Raw genomic sequence first — 19,320 nt, 5'->3', positions numbered from 1 at the left:
TTCCTACTCCCCTTTAATGATTTTCAGAGACCATATTGATGGTGTATTTGGGAATTTCGATCACCAAATCTTCAGCGGCGACTTTCGCTTGGCAACTCAAGCGTGAATCGGGGTCGACACCCCACGCCTTATCCAGATAATCTTCTTCCAGATCCGTGGCATCTGCCAGTGAATCAAAGCCTTCGCGAATGTAAACGTGGCACGTCGTGCACGCACACGACTTCTCACAAGCGTGTTCAATGGCAATGCCATGCGCTAACGCCGCATCGCAAATGGTCGTCCCCGCTTCTACATCCAACACTGCACCCTCAGGGCAAATGTCTTCGTGCGGTAAAAAGATCAGTTTTGGCATAGGTTTCGCTTATCCTTTGAATTCATCAACACTGTGACCGGTCATCGCGGCACGAATACTCGCATTCATACGGCGTTCTACATAGGCTTCAGCGGCTTTTTCCAACGCCTTGATTCCCGCTTCAATCGCTTGGTAATCATTACTGGGGCGCAACTCAGCTAATTTCGTGCGAAAACCGAGAATATGTTCACGTTCGGCTGCACTCAACAATACCGCACCATCGGCTTGCAGCGCCGCATCCAGCGCTTCGATAGCCCGATCTGCTTCCACTTGCTGTTCCCGCAAACGCCGCGCCTCCATGTCATCACGGGCATACGTCATGGAATCGCGCAACATGGTTTCGATTTCAGTATCGCTCAAACCGTAGGACGGCTTCACCTCGACACCCGATGTAATCCCCGTGGTTTGCTCTTGCGCGGTCACATTCAGCAAACCGTCCGCATCCACTTGGAAAGTCACGCGGATACGCGCCGCGCCCGCTACCATCGGCGGAATACCGCGCAGTGAAAACCGCGCCAACGAGCGGCAAGCTTCCACCGTATCCCGCTCGCCTTGCAGCACATGGATAAACATCGCTGTTTGCCCATCTTTAAACGTGGTGAACTCCTGAGCGCGAGCCACAGGAATCGTGGTATTGCGGGGAATCACTTTTTCCACCAAACCGCCCATGGTTTCCAACCCCAAGGACAAGGGAATCACGTCCAACAACAGCATATCGGAATCGGGTTTATTGCCCGCCAATATATCGGCTTGAATCGCTGCCCCAAGTGCCACCACCCGATCAGGGTCGATATTCACCAACGGCGGCTTACCGAAGAATTCGCTGACTTGTTCGCGCACCGCCAATACACGGGTCGAACCACCGACCATGACCACATCTTTCACTTCGTCTTTGCTCAGATTTGCATCACGCAAAGTACGGCGGCACGCCATCAAAGTCTTTTTAATCAAGGGCGCAATCAAGTCATTCATCTGGCTGCGCGTGAATTCGCCCTGCCACTCGCCTAACGTTACCACCGTGGTTTCTACCGTCGTCAGCGCTTCTTTGGCATCACGCGCCACCACCAACGCACCACGCAACACGGTTTGCTCGGCACTGCCTTGCAAACCAGAAGCTTGCAACAGCCATTCCGCAATTACATGATCGAAATCATCGCCACCGAGTGCTGAATCGCCACCCGTTGCCAATACTTCAAACACGCCTTTATGCAAACGCAAAATCGAAATATCAAACGTGCCACCGCCCAAATCGTAGACCGCGATCACGCCCTCAGCATCCTGATCCAAACCATAAGCAACGGCTGCTGCGGTTGGCTCATTCAACAAGCGATATACATTCAAACCCGCCAACGTCGCGGCATCACGGGTGGCTTGACGTTGCGCATCATCGAAATATGCCGGAACGGTAATCACCACACCGGTCAAATCACCACCGAGGGTATCTTCCGCGCGTTGCTTGAGGACACGCAAAATTTCTGCCGACACCTCTACCGAAGACACATCACCGCCCACGGTATGAATGCGCGGCACTGTCGATTCGCCACTCACAAAGTGATACGGCAAATGTCCACCAAGCTGTGTCACATCCTCCACCCCGCGCCCCATCAAGCGTTTGGCAGAAGCAATGGTGTTGTAAGGATCTTGGCTAATCGCAGCTTTGGCATCGTACCCCACCAGTGGGGCAGCAGCGGCTTGATAACGCACCACGGAAGGCAATAAATGTCTACCGTGCGCATCCGCCAACGTATCGGCTTGCCCACTGCGCACGGCAGCGACTAATGAATTGGTTGTCCCAAGGTCAATGCCCACCGCGAGCCGATGCTGATGCGCGGTCGTGGACATGCCGGGTTCGGAAATTTGCAGTAATGCCATGAGTAATCCTAGAAGCTTTCTTCAAGACGTTCTTCGCGCTGGCGAATGTCTTCCAGCAGGCGCTCGAAAAAGCGCATTTTAAGCATAGCATCTTTGGCGGCAGGCAGGTGTTGCTGCGCCCATGCTGAGGTGAAATCGCCTTCCAAATCGTGCATGGCTTGGCGTACTTGTGTGGCTAACGCATCCAGCACTTCAAACGGCTCTTCCGCTGTTTCAGCGTCTTCAATCGCCTCGCGCAACTCCATCTGCTCCATCAGGAACTCAGGGTCGGAAGAAGTATCGCGGTCATCGTTAATCGCGACACCTGCCAGCACTAACAAATAACGTGCACGCAGACGCGGTTGCCGCAAAGTGTCATGTGCTTCATTTAACAACGATGTAATCTGCATTGCCAAGCGCCGCTCCTGATCGCTGCCACTGGCAAACCGATCAGGATGGTATTGCGATTGTAATTCACGGAAACGCTGACTCAGCGTCGCCCTATTCACCTCGAATTGCTGCGGCAAACCGAACAGGGCAAAATAATCCTGTTGCAGTGCTGACATTGCCATCAGACGGTGAAGCTCTCACCACAACCACAACGCGCTTTCTCGTTGGGGTTAGTGAATTTGAAGCCTTCGTTCAAGCCTTCGCGAGCATAATCGACCTCGGTGCCATCCAAGTACACCAAGGCTTTTGGATCAACAATTACCTTGACACCCAGACTTTCAAACACTGTGTCTTCTGCTTGCAGATCATCCACGAACTCCATCACGTAAGCCATGCCAGAGCAACCGTTAGTTTTCACTCCCAAGCGCAAACCCAAGCCCTTACCACGGTTGGTAATGAACTTGTTAACGCGGGTAGCAGCGGATTCAGTCAAGGTAATCATCTTATGCACCTACTTGTTCTTGCTGTTTCTTTTGGTAGTCTTCAATCGCGGTACGGATCGCATCTTCTGCCAATACCGAACAGTGGATTTTCACGGGTGGCAAATCCAGTTCTGCCGCGATGTCAGTGTTCTTGATCAGCTTGGCTTCTTCCAATGTTTTGCCTTTGACCCATTCGGTCAGCAAGCTGGAAGACGCAATCGCCGAACCACAACCGTAGGTTTTAAACTTGGCATCTTCAATAATGCCTTGGTCGTTTACCTTGATTTGCAGCTTCATTACGTCGCCGCAAGCCGGAGCACCGACCATGCCCGTACCGATATTCACATCTGCCTTGTTGAAACTGCCCACGTTGCGGGGATTTTCGTAATGGTCAATGACCTTTTCACCGTATGCCATGATCTATTCCTCGTAGAAATCTTAATGCGAAACCCATTCGACCTTACTAATGTCGATGCCTTCTTGGAACATTTCCCACAACGGGGAAAGTTCGCGCAGTTTTTCGACCGCTGTGCGAATACGTCCGATGGCGTAATCCACGTCTTCGACGGTGCTAAAACGTCCCATCGACAAGCGCAAAGAACTGTGCGCCAATTCATCGCTACGCCCCAAGGCACGTAACACATAACTGGGTTCGAGACTGGCACTGGTACAAGCCGAACCGGAAGACATCGCCAAATCTTTCAACGACATCATCAGACTTTCGCCTTCGACATAGTTGAAGCTAATGTTCAGAATCCCAGCAACCCGCCGTTCCAAATCACCGTTGACGTACACTTCTTCAATGTCTTTTAGACCATTGTACAGGCGATTACGCAACATTAGGATACGGTCTTTCTCGGTATCCATCTCCAACTTGGCAATGCGGAAAGCTTCACCCATGCCCACGATTTGGTGGGTAGGTAAGGTACCGGAGCGCATTCCACGCTCATGACCGCCACCGTGCATTTGCGCTTCGATACGCACACGCGGCTTGCGACGTACATACAAGGCACCAATACCTTTTGGGCCGTAAATCTTGTGAGCCGAAAAGCTCATCATGTCCACTTTCAAAGCTTCCATGTCAATCGGCACTTTACCGGCACTTTGCGCGGCATCCACGTGGAAAACTGTTTTGTTGGCGCGGCACATTTCACCAATCGCGGCGATGTCCTGAATCACGCCGGTTTCATTATTCACCTGCATAATGGAAACCACGGTGGTGTCTGCACGCATGGCTGCTTTAAGCTTATCCAAGTCGATCAGACCATTAGATTCAGGGTCAAGGTAGGTGACGTCAAAACCTTCGCGCTCCAGTTGGCGGCACGTATCCAGCACCGCTTTGTGTTCCGTTTTGCACGTAATGATGTGTTTGCCGCGACGTTCATTGAAATGCGCTGCACCTTTGATCGCTAGGTTGTTGGATTCGGTTGCACCGCTTGTCCAGACGATTTCTTTAGCATCCGCATTGATCAGGGCTGCAACATCATGGCGTGCCTGTTCCACCGCCTCTTCTGCTGCCCAACCAAATGCATGGCTTTTGGATGCAGGGTTGCCGAACATGCCGGTAGGGGTCAGGTATTGCATCATTCTTTCGGCAACACGCGGGTCAACGGGAGTCGTTGCGGCGTAATCGAAGTAAATGGGCATTTTCATTTCACTCATGGGGCTTGTCCTGCACTAGCATTAATGGGAATGTGAATGGATAAAGTCAATGCGCTTATTATGTTGACGCGCGGCGGTTTCCTGTACTTCCATTTTGGCGGTCATGTCAGCGAGGGTTATGTCTGACAGGAAAACGCGAATCTGGTTACTCAAGTCCATCCACAAATCGTGGGTAAGGCACCGTTTATTGTCTTGGCAATCGCCTAAACCACCACAGCGGGTAGCATCCACGTTTTCATCGACAGCGCTGATAATATCCGCAATCACGATGTCAGCGGCAGAGCCATTCAGTTGGTAGCCACCACCGGGGCCACGCATACTAACCACCAGACCGGCTTTCCGCAATTTGGCAAACAGTTGTTCCAAATAGGAAAGTGATATATCCTGCCGTTCAGAAATTTCCGCCAGCGATACTGGCTCTCCGCCATTGTGCAAGGCCAAATCCAACATAGCTGTCACTGCATAGCGACCCTTGGTAGTCAGTTTCATATTGATGCTCTCCATTCAAGCTAAGTGCATCCTACCAATACCCGACAAAACTAGTCAAGTATTAAGGTTTTATGTATCCCTTTTGGCAGAGTTTTCACGACCACCCTCCATACCACCAAAGCCTTCTGTTTTTAATTCTGGCAACGGCACCATTTCCAATTGCCCGCCGAGGCGGTGTACTTCTTCGCACAGCTTGTCCATGCGCTCATCCATAAGGTGAATGTGATCGAGTACGCGGTTGACGGCATTCGCCACTGGGTCGGGCATGTCTTGGGTTGCACCGTAAGCATCGAAACCCATTTTCTGGGCGATTTCCTCGCGGCGTTTTTCTTGCTGTTTACGTGGGGTAACGATACGCCCAGGAATGCCCGTCACGGTTGCGCCTTCCGGTACGTCTTTCACGACGACTGCATTGGAACCAACCCGCGCACCGTTAGCTAGCGTAATCGGGCCGAGAATTTTTGCGCCCGCACCAATGACTACATCATTACCCAAAGTCGGGTGGCGTTTGCCTTTCTGCCAACTGGTTCCGCCCAAGGTCACACCGTGGTAAAGGGTGCAATCGTCGCCGATTTCAGCGGTTTCGCCGATGACCACGCCCATGCCGTGGTCGATGAAGAAGCGCCGCCCGATGGTTGCGCCGGGGTGAATTTCAATGCCGGTAAATAAACGCGCCACATTCGACAATACCCGCGCTAACCATTTGAAGCCACGTCGCCACAACCAATGGCTGATATGGTGAATGAAAATAGCGTGCAAACCGGGGTAAGTGGTGACGATTTCAAATACATTGCGAGCAGCCGGGTCACGGTCAAAAATGCAGTAAATGTCTTCACGGATTCGCGCAAACATGCAATTCCTCAGGCAGCAGGGGGTTCAGGGCGCATAGTATGCCTGCTTCTGACGCATTGCGCCAATCACAGCCTGACCCAAGGCAATGCCACCGTCATTAGTGGGTACGTATTGGTGGGTAAGTACCTGTTGCCCAAGCCCTTGCAGGCGCTGGCTGATGCCGTTAAACAGAATGGCATTTTGGAACACGCCACCCGACAACGCGACAGCTTGAATCTCCGGGTATTCCACCCACAAACGTTGTGCCAACTCGCTAATAACGTGAATCAAACCTTGATGGAATTGTGCCGCAATCGCCTCGCGGCAATAGCCAGTTTGCAGGTCTTTGAGCAATTCATACCACAGCGGCGCGGGGTCGATTTCCCAACAACCCGCCGCATTCTTTTCCAGACCAAAGGGATAAGCAGGTACGATATTCAGCAAACACACGGGCGTAAGCGCTTCGAGTTCAAGCGCCGCTTGCCCTTCGTAGCTAATGCCGTCGCGGCTGCAATTCAATGCTGCTGCCACCGCATCAAACAACCGCCCACAAGAACTGCTCAACGGGGAATTCAGCCCCCGCGTCAACATGGTTTCCAGCGTTGCCAACGGTTGTTGTTGCAGGTATTGAATCAGCTCCAGATTGGCAAAACAGGTGCTGACTTCTGACCAACCGAGTGCGTGCAAATGCGCCCAGGTATTGCGCCAAGGTTGCAAAATGGCTTGCGTACCGCCGGGCATGGCAACGGGTTTGAAATGCCCTATCCGCTCATAATTGCTGTAATCTGCCAGCAAAAATTCACCGCCCCAGAGTGTGCCATCATCGCCGTAGCCCAAGCCATCCAACACGATGCCTAGCACTTTGCCACCCTCCACCGACCAGCCATTTTCTGCCATGCAAGCCGCAACATGGGCGTGGTGATGTTGCACGTCAATCAGTGGCAAGCCTTGTTCCCGCGCCCATTGTTGCCCCAGTTGAGTGGAGCGGTAGCCGGGGTGTTTATCGACAACAATGGCTTGCGGTTGATGCTGGAATAGGTCGCGGTAGAGCCGCAAGGTGTGGGTATATTCACGCCCAGTACGAGCATCTTCGAGGTCGCCTAAGTGTTGTGAAAGAATGGCTTGCCCATCGCGTAGCAGTGCAAACGTGTTTTTGAGTTCGCCCCCCATAGCGAGGAGTGGCGGTGCATTCGCAAAGCCTGCTGGCAAAGTGAGGGGTTCGGGGGCATAGCCACGCGCACGGCGCAATAGGCGCGGTTTGCCTGCAAGAATCCGTGCAACGGAATCATCGACGCGGTTTACGATGGGGCGATTGTGTAATAGCAGGTAATCGGCGATGCCCTGCATTCGCTGACGGGTTTCGTCAACTGTGATGCATTGCGGTTCTTCGCTGAGATTGGCGCTGGTCATGATCAGCGGCGTGTCCCACGATTCGAGTAGCAGGGCATGGAGGGGGGTGTAGGGGAGCATGAAGCCGAGGGTATTGAGTGCAGAAGATACCCCCCACCCTAACCCTCCCCCGCAAGGGGTGAGGGAACAAGAAAGACCGCCAGATTCTTGCCTCTTACTCCCTTCACCCCTTGCGGGGGAAGGGCTGGGGATGGGGGGGATCTTGCGTTCCAACAACACAATCGGCGCGTGCCTACCTTGCAATAATGCTGCTTCTGCATCGCTTACGTAGCAATATTGGCGAATAACCTCTATATCCCGTGCCATCAACGCCAACGGTTTCTGATAACGGTGTTTACGCTGACGCAAGGTTGCTACAGCAGTTTCATTGATCGCATCGCAAACGAGATGCACGCCCCCCAAACCCATCAGCGCGATAATACAACCTTCACGTAGCAAGCGGCTGGCAGTGTCGATGCAATCACGCTCCGCAGCAGTTGGTTCAATCCCCTGCCCCGCCATGTCTTCCAACCAAACGCTGGGGCCACACGTCGGACAAGCATTCGGTTGCGCATGAAAACGCCGATCGGCAGGATCAGTGTATTCGCGCAAGCAGTCGGGACATTGCGCAAACTCCGCCATGCTAGTATTCGCACGGTCGTAGGGAATGGTGCGCACAATGCTCAGACGCGGCCCACAATGCGTGCAATTGGTGAAGGGATAACGGTAACGACGATTGCTCGCCTCGAAAATATCGACGCGACAAGCCGGACACATGGCTGCATCCGCCACCACCCCGGTATGAATCTCGCCGGATTCGCTGGCGATAATGCGGAAATCGTCATGCGGACAAGGCGCATCCAACAACATCACTTGCAGGCTATCCAAGCGTGCCAGCGGGGGAATATCCGTGCGTAATTGCTGTTGAAAATCAGCCAGTGCAGCATCACTGCCCCACGCTTCGATTAGCACGCCGCTGCTGTCATTGCGCACCGTGCCTGCAATGCCGCACGCCTGCGCCAAGCGCCAAACGTTGGGGCGGAAACCGACGCCTTGCACCAAACCAGTGATACGAATGCGTTGCGCCACCACTACGCCTGCCCCCGGTATTTCTTGAAATTCGTCGCCTGCTCAAAGATTTCCTTGTACACCTCATCGCAGTCAACCGGCGGATAGCCGTGCTGCGCCAGCAGGATAATCAAATCCACTTTGAGTTCCGCTTTGATGTCGTCACGGTTATCCCAGAATGTAGGGTATTGGCTGGCAAGGTAGGCGCGAAGGTCGTCTTTGAGCAGGACTTCTTGCGGGCTACGGGCAATGGATTCACCGGGAACGTGCGGGTAGCCTTGTTCGCCCAGCAGGGTGATGATGGCTTGCTCTAAGCGTTGTTCGGTAAAACGGCTCATAACTTCACCACAATCGGTGGATTCCGCACCTGATAGCGTTCATCCAGAACACAGGCGTTGATGAACACGGTCTTGCCGACTTTCTTTTTGCCGTAGCCTTCGTGGATGTGCCCGCTGGCGTGGATGCGCGGTTTGATGCGTTTGATAGCGTGCAATAGGTCTTCGCACCCGGCGTTGAAACCGTTGTAACACTGGTCGAGGATGCCGGACGCGGGGCCGTGGGTAATCAGTACATCGGTGTCGGTGGGGATTTTGTCCCAGTGTTGGCGAATGTCTGCGCCGCGTTCGCGGTTGAATGCCCAGTCACAGAATTCGGGTTGCACAGGCGAACCCCAGAATTTCACGCTATCAATTTCGATGCCGGAGTCGTTGAGGTAGATGAGACCGTATTCTTTGAGGATGTGTTCGGCGATTTTGCGGCGTTTGTCTTCAAAGCACCAGTCGTGGTTTCCGGCAATCACGATCTTATGGGTGAAAGGCTGCGCTGCGATGAATTCGGCGAAATTCAGCGTGTCGTCCAGTGTGCCGCGTCCGGTGAAATCGCCGCAATGGATCAGCACGTCGCCTGCGTCGATAGCGGGTAAGCGGTCGTGCAGGGAATGGGTGTCGGAGATGAAGGTTAGGTTCATGCAAGCACCACCTTTTCGGAATCAGGGTCATTAAGAGGGCAAACACGCAGGTTCGCCCCTACAACGGCACGATCATCTGTAGGGGCAGACCTATGTGTCTGCCCTTTTCCGCACAACGGTTCATACAACTGCTGGAAGATCATGTTACTGCCTCCTCCACTAACCGCTCCGCCTCTGGAATCCGCAAGCATATCAGGCGGGAGAGAAGATTGTGCCGACACTGTAGGCACTCTTGCACGGCTCATCAGTAACGGGGTTGGTAACTGCTTGGTACCGATGCACCAATTGCGCAAAGTCGGGGAAAGATTGACCGCATGGCTGGCTTGTTTGGTCAGCTCGGTGTTGATGTTTTGGATGGCGTTGATCAGGGTGTGAAAGTCGGGGTTATTGTTCATAACGACTCCTTCGCCAGTAAATGTGTTAGTGGTTGAGTTGTCGCAAAATTTGCGATAGCTGAAGAAACCCCTCCTAACCTCCTCTTGTCAGGGGAGGAACAAGAGGGTGCTGTGTCTTTCTTGCTTCCCTGATAAGGGGAGGGTTGGGGAGAGGTTTCTTTAAAACAGCGGTTTGTTTGTATTCGATACGGCTGGATTCAGTCATCATTATTTGCCATTATTTCTTAAACAGGTCAGCGTGCGTACCCGTCCTGGCGAGGGTTAAATCGTGCAATTCCAGCGACTCATCGTCATTCGCCAGCAGCCCAATGACGGTTTGTACTTTCTCCATATCTTTATGCCGTTTCGCCATGAGCTTGTAGTCTTTGCAGTGTTGCGTGACATAGCTATTACCCTATTTGATCATCATTCAAAAACGCCCAGTCAATGCTCAATTCTGGGAACAAGCCAACGGTCGCAGGCTCATCCAACCCAAACAGTTGGAACTGCCCGTATTTGCCGTCTTCGCCCAAGGTATACACCATCAACCAGCGGTCAGACGGGTGAACAATCCAGTATTCTTTGACCCCGTGCCGTTCGTAAAGCCTGCGCTTTTTTTCCATGTCCATAATCGCGGAAGACGGCGACACGACCTCAATAATCCAGTCCGGCGCACCGCGACAGCCTTTATCATCAAGCTTGCTACGCTCACAAATCACCGAAATATCAGGCTGCACGGTGGTATCCACCTTGTCGTCAGCTTCCTGTTGGCGTGGCAGACGGACATCAAACGGGGCGACATAAGGGCGGCAAGGTTTACCGCGTAGATGTTGCAAAATTTGCGAGCCTAATTCCAATACCACATCCTGATGTTGCCTTGACGGTGCTGCCATTGCATACGCCACACCGTCAATCAGTTCCCAATGTTCACCTTCCGGCCATTTTGCGTAATCAGCGTAGGTGTACAGTTCCTGTAACTGTTGTGCTGCACTCATTTTTCCGTTTCTCCGCATGGTTTTACCAGTTCCAAACATAGCATAAAAGCCATTGCTTATTCCCCATACCCCAACACCGCCAAATTCTTGCGAATCTTGGTTTCAAACGCGATGCCGTCGTCGGCGATTTCTGCTGCGCCGACATAGCGCCCCGGCGTCAGCACATAATCGTTGGCTTTGATGTCAGCCAATGTCGCCGCTTTACAAAACCCCGCAATATCCACATACCCCGTAGGGGCGGTTCGCGAACCGCCCTTACACCCACCATCCTCACACGTATCAGCCATACGCCAACGGTGATAGGTATCGGCAATATCCGCGCTGGTCAATTCCTTGAAAAAGGTATCGGCAGACACTTCCCCCAAATTTCCCGCGTATCCCACAACAGGGATTCGTCGAAGCCCTTGGTTTCAGGTGTTTTTGTCATGTTTTTTACTCGGTAATCCGTGCGGCTAAATGCGCCCAATCAATTTCCTGCAAGACCCGCGCTTGTTGTTGCACGTAACCATGCTGCATCGCTGCCTGTTTCTGCTCCGGCGTGACCATGCCATGAAACGGCAACATCGCCTCATAAGCCGCATCCTGATGCACTTTGAGCGGGGTCAACACATCCTCGCGGCGCGTATAGAAAGCATCCTCGCCTTCCACACACGTTTTGCCAAACACATTGAAATGGCGGCACGCCAGCGGGCGCATCGGGTGCACGCTGCAAGCGCCCTCCAGCAAAAACGGGCAAGGTTGCCCTGCCACATGATTCGCCAGTTGCGGCTTCAAACGGGTACGTGTTTCAGCGGGCATGATTTTAGTGACATACCAATACAGCCCCAGCAATTCCAGCGGAAAAATCGGAATAGTGGTGTGGCTCTTGCAACAATTGGAACAGCCTTTCGCACAGGCGAGTTTATGACCATTACGCTCCTCTTGCTGGATGCCTTTAGCGACACCGACATCAGCGCGGTAATAAGCGTCGAAGGCGTAACCCAGCCATTTGTTTTCGGCTTCAGCAGCGGGGAATTTTAGGCGTTGGGGTTTGCCGTAAGCGGCTTTTTTAGTCATCAATCATTCCTTGTGATGGTATCGGCAAGCATGGTCGTAAGGGTGATTGTAATAGGCGGACGATTCGCGAACCGCCCCTACGATTAGGCACGATTGTTTCATGCATATTCCAAAGTCATGCTAATACCGGATTTAATTGGTCATCTATCCACGTTTGTGGGTTGTGAACAATGTATTGGCGTATTTGTTGCAGTGATTGCTCATTACGCACGATATGCTCCCAATAATTGCGTTGCCATAGCTTACTACCGGGGGAATCTCGCATGATATTGATACGTTTGCTTGATACGGTCTTAAATGCGCCAATCAAACGCCCTAATGGTTTTTGTTTTTCCGTAGGGGCGGTTCGCGAACCGTCCCTACCGGCATCAACGATCGCGATAATTCCGTGAATATGGTTAGGCATAATCACCCACTCATCCAGTACGATGTAATCATGTTGAGATGCCAGCCATTGCCATGTCTCAGCAACAATCCGCCCGGCATCGCTCATGTGCATTTGTCCCTCAATAACTTCACCCAAAAGACATTCGCGGTTTTCAATGCAAATAGTAACGAAATACATCCCAGCACAGGAATAATCATAATTTTTCAATCTGATGGATCTACGGTGATGGATGTCAGGATTATATTTCATCACGCCCTCTAATGTGAAATGTGAGTAATCCGTAGGGGCGGTTCGCGAACCGCCCTTACAACCCCAACAGACAATCGCATGGTCCAACGGGTTACACGATCATCCGTAGGGGCGGTTCGCGAACCGCCCTTACAACCCCACCGACAATCGTATGGTCCAACGGGTTACACGATCATCCGTAGGGGCGGTTCGCGAACCGCCCTTACAATACCGACAGACAGTCGCATGATTCAACAGGTTATACGATCACCCGTAGGGGCGGTTCGCGAACCGCCCTTACAACCCCAACAGACAATCGCATGATCCAACGGGTTATACGATCACCCGTAGGGGCGGTTCGCGAACCGCCCTTACAACCCCAACAAACAATCGCATGATTCAACAGGTTATACGATCACCGTAGGGCGGTTCGCGAACCGCCCTTGCAACCCCAACAGACAATCGCATGGTCCAACGGGTTATACGATCACCCGTAGGGGCGGTTCGCGAACCGCCCTTACAACCCCAACAAACAATCGCATGATTCAACAGGTTATACGATCACCCGTAGGGGCGGTTCGCGAACCGCCCTTACAACACCGACAGACAGTCGCATGGTTCAACAGGTTATACGATCACCCGTAGGGGCGGTTCGCGAACCGCCCTTACAACCCCAACAGACAATCGCATGGTCCAACGGGTTATACGATCATCCGTAGGGGCGGTTCGCGAACCGCCCTTACAACCCCACCGACAACCGCACGGTTCAACCGGTTATACGATCACCCGTAGGGGCGGTTCGCGAACCGCCCCTACAACTACCACCGACAACCGCTATATCAGCAAATGCGCGGTAACTGCTCTCCCGGCAGCATATCAACAATCCGTTCCCCACCGAAAGCGGTTTGCAAGATCACATGCCCGTCGCCTTCCTGCACTTCGCCGATAATACAAGCGTGATAGCCTGCGGGGATGCGCTGCATCGCCGCCACTACCGCCAACGCTGCCGCTGCCGGAACAACGGCGACCAGCTTGCCTTCATTCGCCAAATACAGCGGGTCTAGCCCCAGAATTTCGCACATACCGCGCACCGGGGTACGAATCGGCAACGTATCTTCCTTCAGCACCATATCCACGCCGGAACGTTCCGCAAATTCATTCAGCACCGTCGCCAACCCGCCACGGGTTGCATCGCGCAAGCAATGAATGTCGGGGCAAACCGCAAACATCGCTTCCACCAAGGCATTCAACGGGGCGCAATCGGATTCAATATCCGCTTCCAACGCCAAATCACCCCGCGCATTCAGGATTGCTGCACCATGATCACCCAACCAGCCGTTGACAATCACCACATCACCCACTTGCGCACCGCCAGCGGACGGGTTGAAACCTGCTGGAATCACGCCCACGCCAGCGGTATTGATAAACAACTTATCCGCGCCGCCGCGTTGCACCACTTTGGTATCACCCGTGACGATTTGCACACCTGCCTCATCCGCCGCCAAGCGCATCGCTTGTAAAATGCGAGCAAAGATTTCCAACGGCAAACCTTCTTCAATAATGAAACCGCAACTCAGGTACAGCGGTTTCGCGCCCCCGACAGCGAGATCGTTAACCGTGCCATTGATGGCGAGTGTACCGATATTGCCACCGGGGAACTCCAACGGGGTGACAACGTAAGAATCGGTGGTGAATGCCAAGCGGTCGCCTTGCGCAACCAGTTCTGCAAGTGGGATGCGGGCTTGGTCTTCGCCTTCTTCTAGTAGCGGATTGCTGAAGGTGCTACGGATTAGGTCGTCGACCAGTTGGTGCATGGCGCGTCCGCCACTGCCGTGGGCGAGGGTGATAGTGCCGGTGAGGTTCATGCGGTTTCCTTGCGTTTCGCCAGCTTGCCATAAGCGTAATACGCCGCGCACGAACCTTCCGGCGACACCATCAACGCCCCCAACGGATTCTGCGGATTGCACGTCTTCGCAAACGCTGGGCATTCCCACGGCTTCATGACCCCGCGCAATACATCCGCGCACTTGAGGTGTTCGGGATCATGCGTACTCGCCGCCGCTTGGAGCTTAAACTTCCTCTCCGCATCGTAAGCCGCATACGCTTCCCGAATCTGGATACCCGCATCGCCAATATTGCCCAAGCCCCGAAACTCGCTGTGTTCCCGCGTTTCGTACACCTCGGCAATGGCTTTCAACCCCGCGACATTGCCCGCTTCCGGCACAATCCGCGCATATTGATTCTCGACTTCGCAACGCCCTTCGGCAAACTGTTTCACCAGCATCCACAAGGCTTGCAAAATATCCAGCGGCTCAAACCCGGTAATCACCAACGGCTTGTGATAATCGCGGGTCACGAAATCATACGGATGTGCGCCGATCACCATGCTGACGTGACCGGGTGCGAGGAAACCGTCCAGCCGCAAATCGGGGTCGGTGAGAATCGCCCGCATCGTCGCAGGCGTGGTAATGTGATTGCAGAACAGCGAAAAGTTTTTCAGCCCTTCGCGGTGTGCCTGCAACAGCGTCAGCGCCGTACTCGGCATAGTCGTTTCAAACCCCAACGCAAAAAACACTATGTCGCGCTCAGGATTTTTGCGGGCAATGGCGAGCGCATCCATCGGCGAATACACCATGCGCACATCGCAACCATCCGCCTTGGCTTGCAGCAAACTTTTGCGCGTACCGGGTACACGCATGGCATCGCCAAACGTAGTAAAAATCACGCCGGGCTGTTCCGCAATGGCTACGCAATCGTCGACCCGTGCCATTGGTAAGACGCATACCGGACAGCCGGGGCCATGCACCATTTCAATGTCAGCAGGCAACATTGACTCAATGCCGTATTTGAATAAGGTGTGGGTATGCCCACCGCAGAATTCCATGATTTGCAGCGGCATATCGCGTTGACCGCGAGCGATGGGTGCAAGGCGTTTGATTTCCTCCACCAGTTTTTTGGCGGTAGCCGGGTCACGGAATTCATCCATGTATTTCATGCGGAAGTCTCCACTTGCCGCATCAGGTCGATCTCAGCCTGCATATCACCGAGTTCTGCCAGCAAGGCTAGCGTGCGTGCGGCTTCTTCCTCATCCAACCGGCTCATCGCGAAACCGGCGTGTACCAGCACCCAATCGCCCACGCAACTTTCAGCCGGGTGTTCATCATCGACCACACAAGTGATAATGACATCGCGTTTCACCCCGCCGATGTCCACTTTAGCCACGAGAAATTCAAGGTCAACCAGTTCGGTAATTTGTCCGGGGATGCCGAGGCACATGCTGCTCTCCTTACGAAAATTTGCCGCGCAAAAAGTCGCGCCGCGAGACATTGGCAGAGGGGGGTACGCCGAGCAGCAGTTTCATCACTTCCTGCGCTGTCAGTACCGCCGTCGCCTGATCCTCAAATTGTAACACCGGAGAAAACAAGGAACAGGTATAAAACTTGCCGACGCTCAACGCATGATTAGGCTGGCATTCATACTCACCCGATGGCAAGGCCAGCAAAGGCGAATCCGGCATGTCTGCCCCCCTCTCAACTGACGGCAACCACACCAGATTCATAAACCACGGGGTAATCAACACCCCCAAACAACCTGACTCAATGGATTGAAAACCCACCGCTTCCACCTGTAATGCCGGGTTAAGGATCGGCACATCCCGCATCCGCGTCATTTCCACTTCGCGGAAATGCGCTTCCAGTAACGCAATGCGTGGATCAGGCAGACTCATGCAACAACATGAATTGATGTTTATCGCCATCACATTCTGGGCAGCGCCAGTGATCAGGCAATGCGCTAAACGGCGTTCCGGCGGAAATTTGCCAGTAATCATCCCCCACAGCGGGGTCGTAAACGTGCCAGCAAATCTTGCATTCCAACCGGGCATTATCCGCAATCCGGTCGGCATGACCGAGGTACGAACCTTCAAACGTATTGAGGGGTGCGCTCATTGCAATGCCTCACGGATTTCCTGCAAACGCTCGCGGCTATCCGCCAAGTCTTCGCTGGAGGCACACGCCACCAATGGCACGACAACCACTTCCAGCGTGTTCAAAATCAGGGTATCGCTAGAATTAAAATACTGCACCCACCACACATGGCGGATAGCGGTGGCGGTAATCCGGCAATTGCCATAACCCCGCGACAGAATCGCCGCTTTGCCCACACTCAAAGTTTGCGTAATGCACTCAAGGTCTTCAGGCGACAGCGGTAGCAAGGTCAGGTTGATTACATGCCCCACGTATTGCTGTTGCACTTGCTCCTGCAATTCCGCCAGCAAACCCGGCGCATTGATCACACCTTCCGGCAAATGCTGCACATCAGGCAATGCTAGCACCGGCGCAGCATTCGCAAAGGTCGTGTTGCGAATCAAATCGGGAATCCCCGCCACTTCCACGCTTTCATCCACACAGGTTTTGAGCGCGTCCAAGGTACGATGCCACCACACACCGGGCAGGCTGGTTTCCTGAATTTCGATGTGCCCGCCATTGCCGGTATCAAACAGAATGCTGACTTCGCCCTCACCCAGAATCTGGTTAAGCAAGCGTTTTTCAGCAGGCTGCGCGGCGGACAAATCAAGATGCCCTGCCCCCACATCCAACAAATCCTGAGCCTGTTGCAGCAAGGTAAACACCTGCGGGTAATCCGCTAAATCCTCTTGTTCCGGCAAAATCGTGGGGCGGTAAGTCGCCATACCCTGCGGCATCTGCATGTAGTTTAATTCATCGTCTTCTTCCGGCTGCGATCCCATGCCGACGACGGGAATTCCCAATAAGTGCATATTCATCATGACATCACCCCCACCACAGGAATACCAATACCGGGCGCTTTTACGGGAACGGGTGCTGCAAGCAGCGCATTAATCTTGCTCAGATACACACCCCAATCACGCATCCGTGCAATGCTGCCGAGGTAAGCACCGTGGCGCAAAAACAGCAATGCAGGCCATTCGGTAATGTTGTATTTACCCGCCAATTCCCGCGCAAAATTTACATCAGCCACCCCAGCCTGCATCCGCCCGCTGAAAATTCGCATCAGTTCTGGCAACACAATGGCAACATCCAAAGTTTCCGGGTAATGCTGCGGATTGGCAGGCAAAAAAATTACGCTGTTGTCCTGCTGTTCCGCAAACGCCGCCAGCGCGACATGATCCGCCAGTAACGGGTAGCCTAAATCGTGGGTAAGACGCTCGACTAAATTCATGACGAAGTACTCCTCAAATGTGCAGGTAATGGCGGTTCGCGCTCAATCAAATCCGTAAAAAATCCCTCGAAATCATGCCCATGCCGAACCGCATCCAAGGCTTGCAATGCTTGGGTAATCTGTTGCGCTCGATCCGGCGTCAAGTGCTCTCGTGCCGCACCTTTGTACACCAGCAACCAATCGCCCACACTGACTGAGCCAACCAGCATGGTATCCACCGTTTCCGGCAAACTACCGGCCGCTTGCTCACACATGGCGACGTATTCGTGGACAGCGATGACCTGCATGGGAATGCCAATACACATCAGCTCACCAGCCTTTGCAGCCAACGCTCATCACCAATACGGCAGGCTTCGGTTTCGCTAGGGCGGTAAGTTTCGTAGTCGTGCAGGTGTAATGCTGTCGGTGCAAGCGGTTCGGCGCTGGATTCAGTCGTGCGGGGTGTCGCAGCAATGCCAAACCGAGCCAGATAATCCAACGCAATCTGTATGGCCGGTTCGATTTGTACTTTGACTTGCGGACGCAAGCTACCCCCGAAATCGTCCAGCTCCACCGGTTGCACCCCAATCAGCAGCAGGTTATCGGGGTAACGATCCAGCAATTGCGCCATTGCCAGCACTTCCTGAAAGCCGGTCTGGTGCAAGCTCATTTTCTTCGCGCCCATGAAACGCGGCACTTCATTATCCAGCACTTGCTTGAGCGTACCGGGCGGCAAACCGTAATCCACCGCATCGAAGACCACCAAAATATCGGCTTCCTCGACATATTGCACCAGATAAATGCCTTGCGTACCGCCATCCAGCACGGTCACATTGGGCGGAAAGCTGTAATGAGCGTGCAGGTATTCCAACGCCCGCACCCCAAAACCTTCATCAGCCCACAACAGGTTGCCAATCCCCAGAATCAGCACATTCGGTGTACTCATGGGCGGTTATCCTTGAACATGCGCCAGCCGCTGATCATGGTACTGACCAAACTTTGGCGCGACATAATGTCTTCGCGGATCGCCACATACACATGGATCATCACAAAAATCAGGATGTACCACATACCCAGATGATGCCAGGTATGCACATCCTGACTTTGCCCAAACAGTGGAATCACCCAGCCGAAGAAGGTATCAAACCAGCTACCTTCGCCCTGCCCTTCGCTATACAGCGCAAAGCCAGTGAAGATCATGAATACACTGCCCAGCGTCAGGAACAGGAACATTGCCACCTGTGCCAGCGGGTTATGCCCCGCGTACTTGCGCGGCTCTTTTTCCAGAAAGAAATACCAACGCAATTCAAACAAGGCTTCTTTCCAGAATCTAGCGTGGAAAATCGGCAAACGAAACAACTGGCGGGCATGGTGATTACCCACAAACGACCAGTAAAACCTTGCCAGAAAACCGATGGCAAACACATACGCCGCCGCAAAATGCGCAAAACGGATATAACCCATCAGGAAATGCTCACTCGCCTCCCCCGGCATGGTGGGCAAGGGGCTACCGATAAAATAGCCTGTTACCGCCAGCACGAGGATCGAGAAAGCGTTGAGCCAGTGCCACAGGCGCACTGGTGTTTCATAGACGTAAACCGCCTGTTGCGTAGCCATAAC

General features: G+C 53.4%; 27 protein-coding genes. All 27 read right to left on the bottom strand.

The window, feature by feature from the left end; translation table 11 throughout:
- Positions 1-13 precede the first annotated feature (13 nt).
- Entirely contained in the window at positions 14-352 is a 339-nt protein-coding gene (gene fdx, locus L2Y54_RS11125) for an ISC system 2Fe-2S type ferredoxin (protein WP_236501969.1), read from the bottom strand.
- A 9-nt stretch (positions 353-361) separates the two neighbouring features.
- The gene (gene hscA, locus L2Y54_RS11120) at positions 362-2,224 is read right to left on the bottom strand and encodes a Fe-S protein assembly chaperone HscA (RefSeq protein WP_236501968.1); all 1,863 of its coding nucleotides are present in this window, start codon (positions 2,222-2,224) and stop codon (positions 362-364) included.
- 8 nt (positions 2,225-2,232) lie between these two features.
- Positions 2,233-2,775 (bottom strand): Fe-S protein assembly co-chaperone HscB, encoded by a 543-nt coding sequence (hscB, locus tag L2Y54_RS11115; RefSeq protein ID WP_236501967.1) that lies wholly within the window; start codon positions 2,773-2,775, stop codon positions 2,233-2,235.
- Positions 2,775-3,095: an iron-sulfur cluster assembly protein IscA gene (gene iscA / locus L2Y54_RS11110; RefSeq protein WP_236501966.1), complete on the bottom strand. Its 321-nt coding sequence runs from the start codon at positions 3,093-3,095 to the stop codon at positions 2,775-2,777. Before iscA ends, hscB begins: the two co-directional genes overlap by 1 nt.
- A 1-nt stretch (position 3,096) precedes the next feature.
- On the bottom strand, positions 3,097-3,492 hold the full coding sequence (iscU, locus tag L2Y54_RS11105; protein WP_202718030.1) for a Fe-S cluster assembly scaffold IscU: 396 nt from the start codon (positions 3,490-3,492) through the stop codon (positions 3,097-3,099).
- A gap of 21 nt (positions 3,493-3,513) precedes the next feature.
- Positions 3,514-4,737, bottom strand: a complete 1,224-nt coding sequence (locus L2Y54_RS11100) for an IscS subfamily cysteine desulfurase (protein WP_479688096.1) — start codon at positions 4,735-4,737, stop codon at positions 3,514-3,516.
- Positions 4,738-4,758: 21 nt separating this feature from the next.
- Positions 4,759-5,226 (bottom strand): Fe-S cluster assembly transcriptional regulator IscR, encoded by a 468-nt coding sequence (gene iscR, locus L2Y54_RS11095; protein WP_236501965.1) that lies wholly within the window; start codon positions 5,224-5,226, stop codon positions 4,759-4,761.
- 69 nt (positions 5,227-5,295) lie between these two features.
- On the bottom strand, positions 5,296-6,078 hold the full coding sequence (gene cysE / locus L2Y54_RS11090; protein ID WP_236501964.1) for a serine O-acetyltransferase: 783 nt from the start codon (positions 6,076-6,078) through the stop codon (positions 5,296-5,298).
- A gap of 24 nt (positions 6,079-6,102) precedes the next feature.
- Entirely contained in the window at positions 6,103-8,535 is a 2,433-nt protein-coding gene (locus L2Y54_RS11085; protein WP_236501963.1) for a carbamoyltransferase HypF, read from the bottom strand.
- A 2-nt stretch (positions 8,536-8,537) separates the two neighbouring features.
- Positions 8,538-8,852: a type I restriction enzyme endonuclease domain-containing protein gene (locus L2Y54_RS11080; RefSeq protein ID WP_236501962.1), complete on the bottom strand. Its 315-nt coding sequence runs from the start codon at positions 8,850-8,852 to the stop codon at positions 8,538-8,540.
- Positions 8,849-9,481, bottom strand: a complete 633-nt coding sequence (locus L2Y54_RS11075) for a metallophosphatase domain-containing protein (protein ID WP_236501961.1) — start codon at positions 9,479-9,481, stop codon at positions 8,849-8,851. The genes L2Y54_RS11080 and L2Y54_RS11075 overlap by 4 nt, the downstream gene beginning before the upstream one ends.
- Positions 9,478-9,876, bottom strand: coding sequence for a hypothetical protein (locus L2Y54_RS11070; RefSeq protein WP_236501959.1), 399 nt, complete (start codon positions 9,874-9,876; stop codon positions 9,478-9,480). The genes L2Y54_RS11075 and L2Y54_RS11070 overlap by 4 nt, the downstream gene beginning before the upstream one ends.
- 217 nt (positions 9,877-10,093) lie before the next feature.
- Complete coding sequence (locus tag L2Y54_RS11065) at positions 10,094-10,228, bottom strand: type II toxin-antitoxin system YafQ family toxin (RefSeq protein WP_236501958.1); 135 nt, start codon at positions 10,226-10,228, stop codon at positions 10,094-10,096.
- Between the two features lie 37 nt (positions 10,229-10,265).
- Entirely contained in the window at positions 10,266-10,850 is a 585-nt protein-coding gene (locus L2Y54_RS11060; RefSeq protein ID WP_236501957.1) for a Uma2 family endonuclease, read from the bottom strand.
- A 56-nt stretch (positions 10,851-10,906) separates the two neighbouring features.
- Positions 10,907-11,233, bottom strand: a complete 327-nt coding sequence (locus tag L2Y54_RS11055) for an N-6 DNA methylase (RefSeq protein ID WP_236501956.1) — start codon at positions 11,231-11,233, stop codon at positions 10,907-10,909.
- A gap of 49 nt (positions 11,234-11,282) precedes the next feature.
- Complete coding sequence (locus L2Y54_RS11050; RefSeq protein WP_236501955.1) at positions 11,283-11,906, bottom strand: YkgJ family cysteine cluster protein; 624 nt, start codon at positions 11,904-11,906, stop codon at positions 11,283-11,285.
- A 115-nt stretch (positions 11,907-12,021) separates the two neighbouring features.
- Positions 12,022-12,543 carry a transposase gene (locus L2Y54_RS11045; protein ID WP_236501954.1) on the bottom strand — a complete coding sequence of 174 codons (522 nt, stop codon included), beginning with the start codon at positions 12,541-12,543 and terminating at the stop codon, positions 12,022-12,024.
- Between the two features lie 818 nt (positions 12,544-13,361).
- Entirely contained in the window at positions 13,362-14,336 is a 975-nt protein-coding gene (hypE, locus tag L2Y54_RS11040) for a hydrogenase expression/formation protein HypE (protein ID WP_311196242.1), read from the bottom strand.
- A gap of 47 nt (positions 14,337-14,383) precedes the next feature.
- Positions 14,384-15,517 (bottom strand): hydrogenase formation protein HypD, encoded by a 1,134-nt coding sequence (gene hypD / locus L2Y54_RS11035; protein WP_236501953.1) that lies wholly within the window; start codon positions 15,515-15,517, stop codon positions 14,384-14,386.
- Positions 15,514-15,798 carry a HypC/HybG/HupF family hydrogenase formation chaperone gene (locus L2Y54_RS11030; protein WP_236501951.1) on the bottom strand — a complete coding sequence of 95 codons (285 nt, stop codon included), beginning with the start codon at positions 15,796-15,798 and terminating at the stop codon, positions 15,514-15,516. Before L2Y54_RS11030 ends, hypD begins: the two co-directional genes overlap by 4 nt.
- A 10-nt stretch (positions 15,799-15,808) precedes the next feature.
- Positions 15,809-16,249, bottom strand: a complete 441-nt coding sequence (gene hybE / locus L2Y54_RS11025; protein WP_236501950.1) for a [NiFe]-hydrogenase assembly chaperone HybE — start codon at positions 16,247-16,249, stop codon at positions 15,809-15,811.
- A complete protein-coding gene (locus tag L2Y54_RS11020) occupies positions 16,236-16,469 on the bottom strand; it encodes a rubredoxin (protein ID WP_236501949.1) in 234 nt (77 codons plus the stop codon). Before L2Y54_RS11020 ends, hybE begins: the two co-directional genes overlap by 14 nt.
- On the bottom strand, positions 16,466-17,308 hold the full coding sequence (locus tag L2Y54_RS11015) for a hydrogenase expression/formation protein (protein ID WP_236501948.1): 843 nt from the start codon (positions 17,306-17,308) through the stop codon (positions 16,466-16,468). Before L2Y54_RS11015 ends, L2Y54_RS11020 begins: the two co-directional genes overlap by 4 nt.
- The gene (locus L2Y54_RS11010) at positions 17,305-17,721 is read right to left on the bottom strand and encodes a thioredoxin domain-containing protein (protein WP_236501947.1); all 417 of its coding nucleotides are present in this window, start codon (positions 17,719-17,721) and stop codon (positions 17,305-17,307) included. Before L2Y54_RS11010 ends, L2Y54_RS11015 begins: the two co-directional genes overlap by 4 nt.
- Positions 17,718-18,026: a HypC/HybG/HupF family hydrogenase formation chaperone gene (locus L2Y54_RS11005; RefSeq protein WP_236501946.1), complete on the bottom strand. Its 309-nt coding sequence runs from the start codon at positions 18,024-18,026 to the stop codon at positions 17,718-17,720. Before L2Y54_RS11005 ends, L2Y54_RS11010 begins: the two co-directional genes overlap by 4 nt.
- Positions 18,026-18,646, bottom strand: coding sequence for a HyaD/HybD family hydrogenase maturation endopeptidase (locus tag L2Y54_RS11000; protein ID WP_236501945.1), 621 nt, complete (start codon positions 18,644-18,646; stop codon positions 18,026-18,028). The genes L2Y54_RS11005 and L2Y54_RS11000 overlap by 1 nt, the downstream gene beginning before the upstream one ends.
- Positions 18,643-19,317 carry a Ni/Fe-hydrogenase, b-type cytochrome subunit gene (gene cybH / locus L2Y54_RS10995; protein ID WP_236501944.1) on the bottom strand — a complete coding sequence of 225 codons (675 nt, stop codon included), beginning with the start codon at positions 19,315-19,317 and terminating at the stop codon, positions 18,643-18,645. The genes L2Y54_RS11000 and cybH overlap by 4 nt, the downstream gene beginning before the upstream one ends.
- Between the last annotated feature and the right edge of the window lie 3 nt (positions 19,318-19,320).

It is taken from the genome of Thiothrix winogradskyi (assembly GCF_021650935.1).
GTDB lineage: Bacteria > Pseudomonadota > Gammaproteobacteria > Thiotrichales > Thiotrichaceae > Thiothrix > Thiothrix winogradskyi.
The sequence above is the reverse complement of the archived record's forward strand: the minus strand, read 5'-3'. Positions and strand labels throughout refer to the sequence as shown.

What these genes read in the sequence shown, in the direction of transcription:
- fdx (WP_236501969.1), bottom strand. Translation starts at nt 352, where the DNA reads ATGCCAAAACTGATCTTTTTACCGCACGAAGACATTTGCCCTGAGGGT.
- hscA (WP_236501968.1), bottom strand. Translation starts at nt 2,224, where the DNA reads ATGGCATTACTGCAAATTTCCGAACCCGGCATGTCCACGACCGCGCAT.
- hscB (WP_236501967.1), bottom strand. Translation starts at nt 2,775, where the DNA reads ATGGCAATGTCAGCACTGCAACAGGATTATTTTGCCCTGTTCGGTTTG.
- iscA (WP_236501966.1), bottom strand. Translation starts at nt 3,095, where the DNA reads ATGATTACCTTGACTGAATCCGCTGCTACCCGCGTTAACAAGTTCATT.
- iscU (WP_202718030.1), bottom strand. Translation starts at nt 3,492, where the DNA reads ATGGCATACGGTGAAAAGGTCATTGACCATTACGAAAATCCCCGCAAC.
- L2Y54_RS11100 (WP_479688096.1), bottom strand. Translation starts at nt 4,737, where the DNA reads ATGAGTGAAATGAAAATGCCCATTTACTTCGATTACGCCGCAACGACT.
- iscR (WP_236501965.1), bottom strand. Translation starts at nt 5,226, where the DNA reads ATGAAACTGACTACCAAGGGTCGCTATGCAGTGACAGCTATGTTGGAT.
- cysE (WP_236501964.1), bottom strand. Translation starts at nt 6,078, where the DNA reads ATGTTTGCGCGAATCCGTGAAGACATTTACTGCATTTTTGACCGTGAC.
- L2Y54_RS11080 (WP_236501962.1), bottom strand. Translation starts at nt 8,852, where the DNA reads ATGAGCCGTTTTACCGAACAACGCTTAGAGCAAGCCATCATCACCCTG.
- L2Y54_RS11075 (WP_236501961.1), bottom strand. Translation starts at nt 9,481, where the DNA reads ATGAACCTAACCTTCATCTCCGACACCCATTCCCTGCACGACCGCTTA.
- L2Y54_RS11070 (WP_236501959.1), bottom strand. Translation starts at nt 9,876, where the DNA reads ATGAACAATAACCCCGACTTTCACACCCTGATCAACGCCATCCAAAAC.
- L2Y54_RS11065 (WP_236501958.1), bottom strand. Translation starts at nt 10,228, where the DNA reads ATGGCGAAACGGCATAAAGATATGGAGAAAGTACAAACCGTCATTGGG.
- L2Y54_RS11060 (WP_236501957.1), bottom strand. Translation starts at nt 10,850, where the DNA reads ATGAGTGCAGCACAACAGTTACAGGAACTGTACACCTACGCTGATTAC.
- L2Y54_RS11050 (WP_236501955.1), bottom strand. Translation starts at nt 11,906, where the DNA reads ATGACTAAAAAAGCCGCTTACGGCAAACCCCAACGCCTAAAATTCCCC.
- L2Y54_RS11045 (WP_236501954.1), bottom strand. Translation starts at nt 12,543, where the DNA reads ATGAAATATAATCCTGACATCCATCACCGTAGATCCATCAGATTGAAA.
- hypE (WP_311196242.1), bottom strand. Translation starts at nt 14,336, where the DNA reads ATGCACCAACTGGTCGACGACCTAATCCGTAGCACCTTCAGCAATCCG.
- hypD (WP_236501953.1), bottom strand. Translation starts at nt 15,517, where the DNA reads ATGAAATACATGGATGAATTCCGTGACCCGGCTACCGCCAAAAAACTG.
- L2Y54_RS11030 (WP_236501951.1), bottom strand. Translation starts at nt 15,798, where the DNA reads ATGTGCCTCGGCATCCCCGGACAAATTACCGAACTGGTTGACCTTGAA.
- hybE (WP_236501950.1), bottom strand. Translation starts at nt 16,249, where the DNA reads ATGAGTCTGCCTGATCCACGCATTGCGTTACTGGAAGCGCATTTCCGC.
- L2Y54_RS11020 (WP_236501949.1), bottom strand. Translation starts at nt 16,469, where the DNA reads ATGAGCGCACCCCTCAATACGTTTGAAGGTTCGTACCTCGGTCATGCC.
- L2Y54_RS11015 (WP_236501948.1), bottom strand. Translation starts at nt 17,308, where the DNA reads ATGATGAATATGCACTTATTGGGAATTCCCGTCGTCGGCATGGGATCG.
- L2Y54_RS11010 (WP_236501947.1), bottom strand. Translation starts at nt 17,721, where the DNA reads ATGAATTTAGTCGAGCGTCTTACCCACGATTTAGGCTACCCGTTACTG.
- L2Y54_RS11005 (WP_236501946.1), bottom strand. Translation starts at nt 18,026, where the DNA reads ATGTGTATTGGCATTCCCATGCAGGTCATCGCTGTCCACGAATACGTC.
- L2Y54_RS11000 (WP_236501945.1), bottom strand. Translation starts at nt 18,646, where the DNA reads ATGAGTACACCGAATGTGCTGATTCTGGGGATTGGCAACCTGTTGTGG.
- cybH (WP_236501944.1), bottom strand. Translation starts at nt 19,317, where the DNA reads ATGGCTACGCAACAGGCGGTTTACGTCTATGAAACACCAGTGCGCCTG.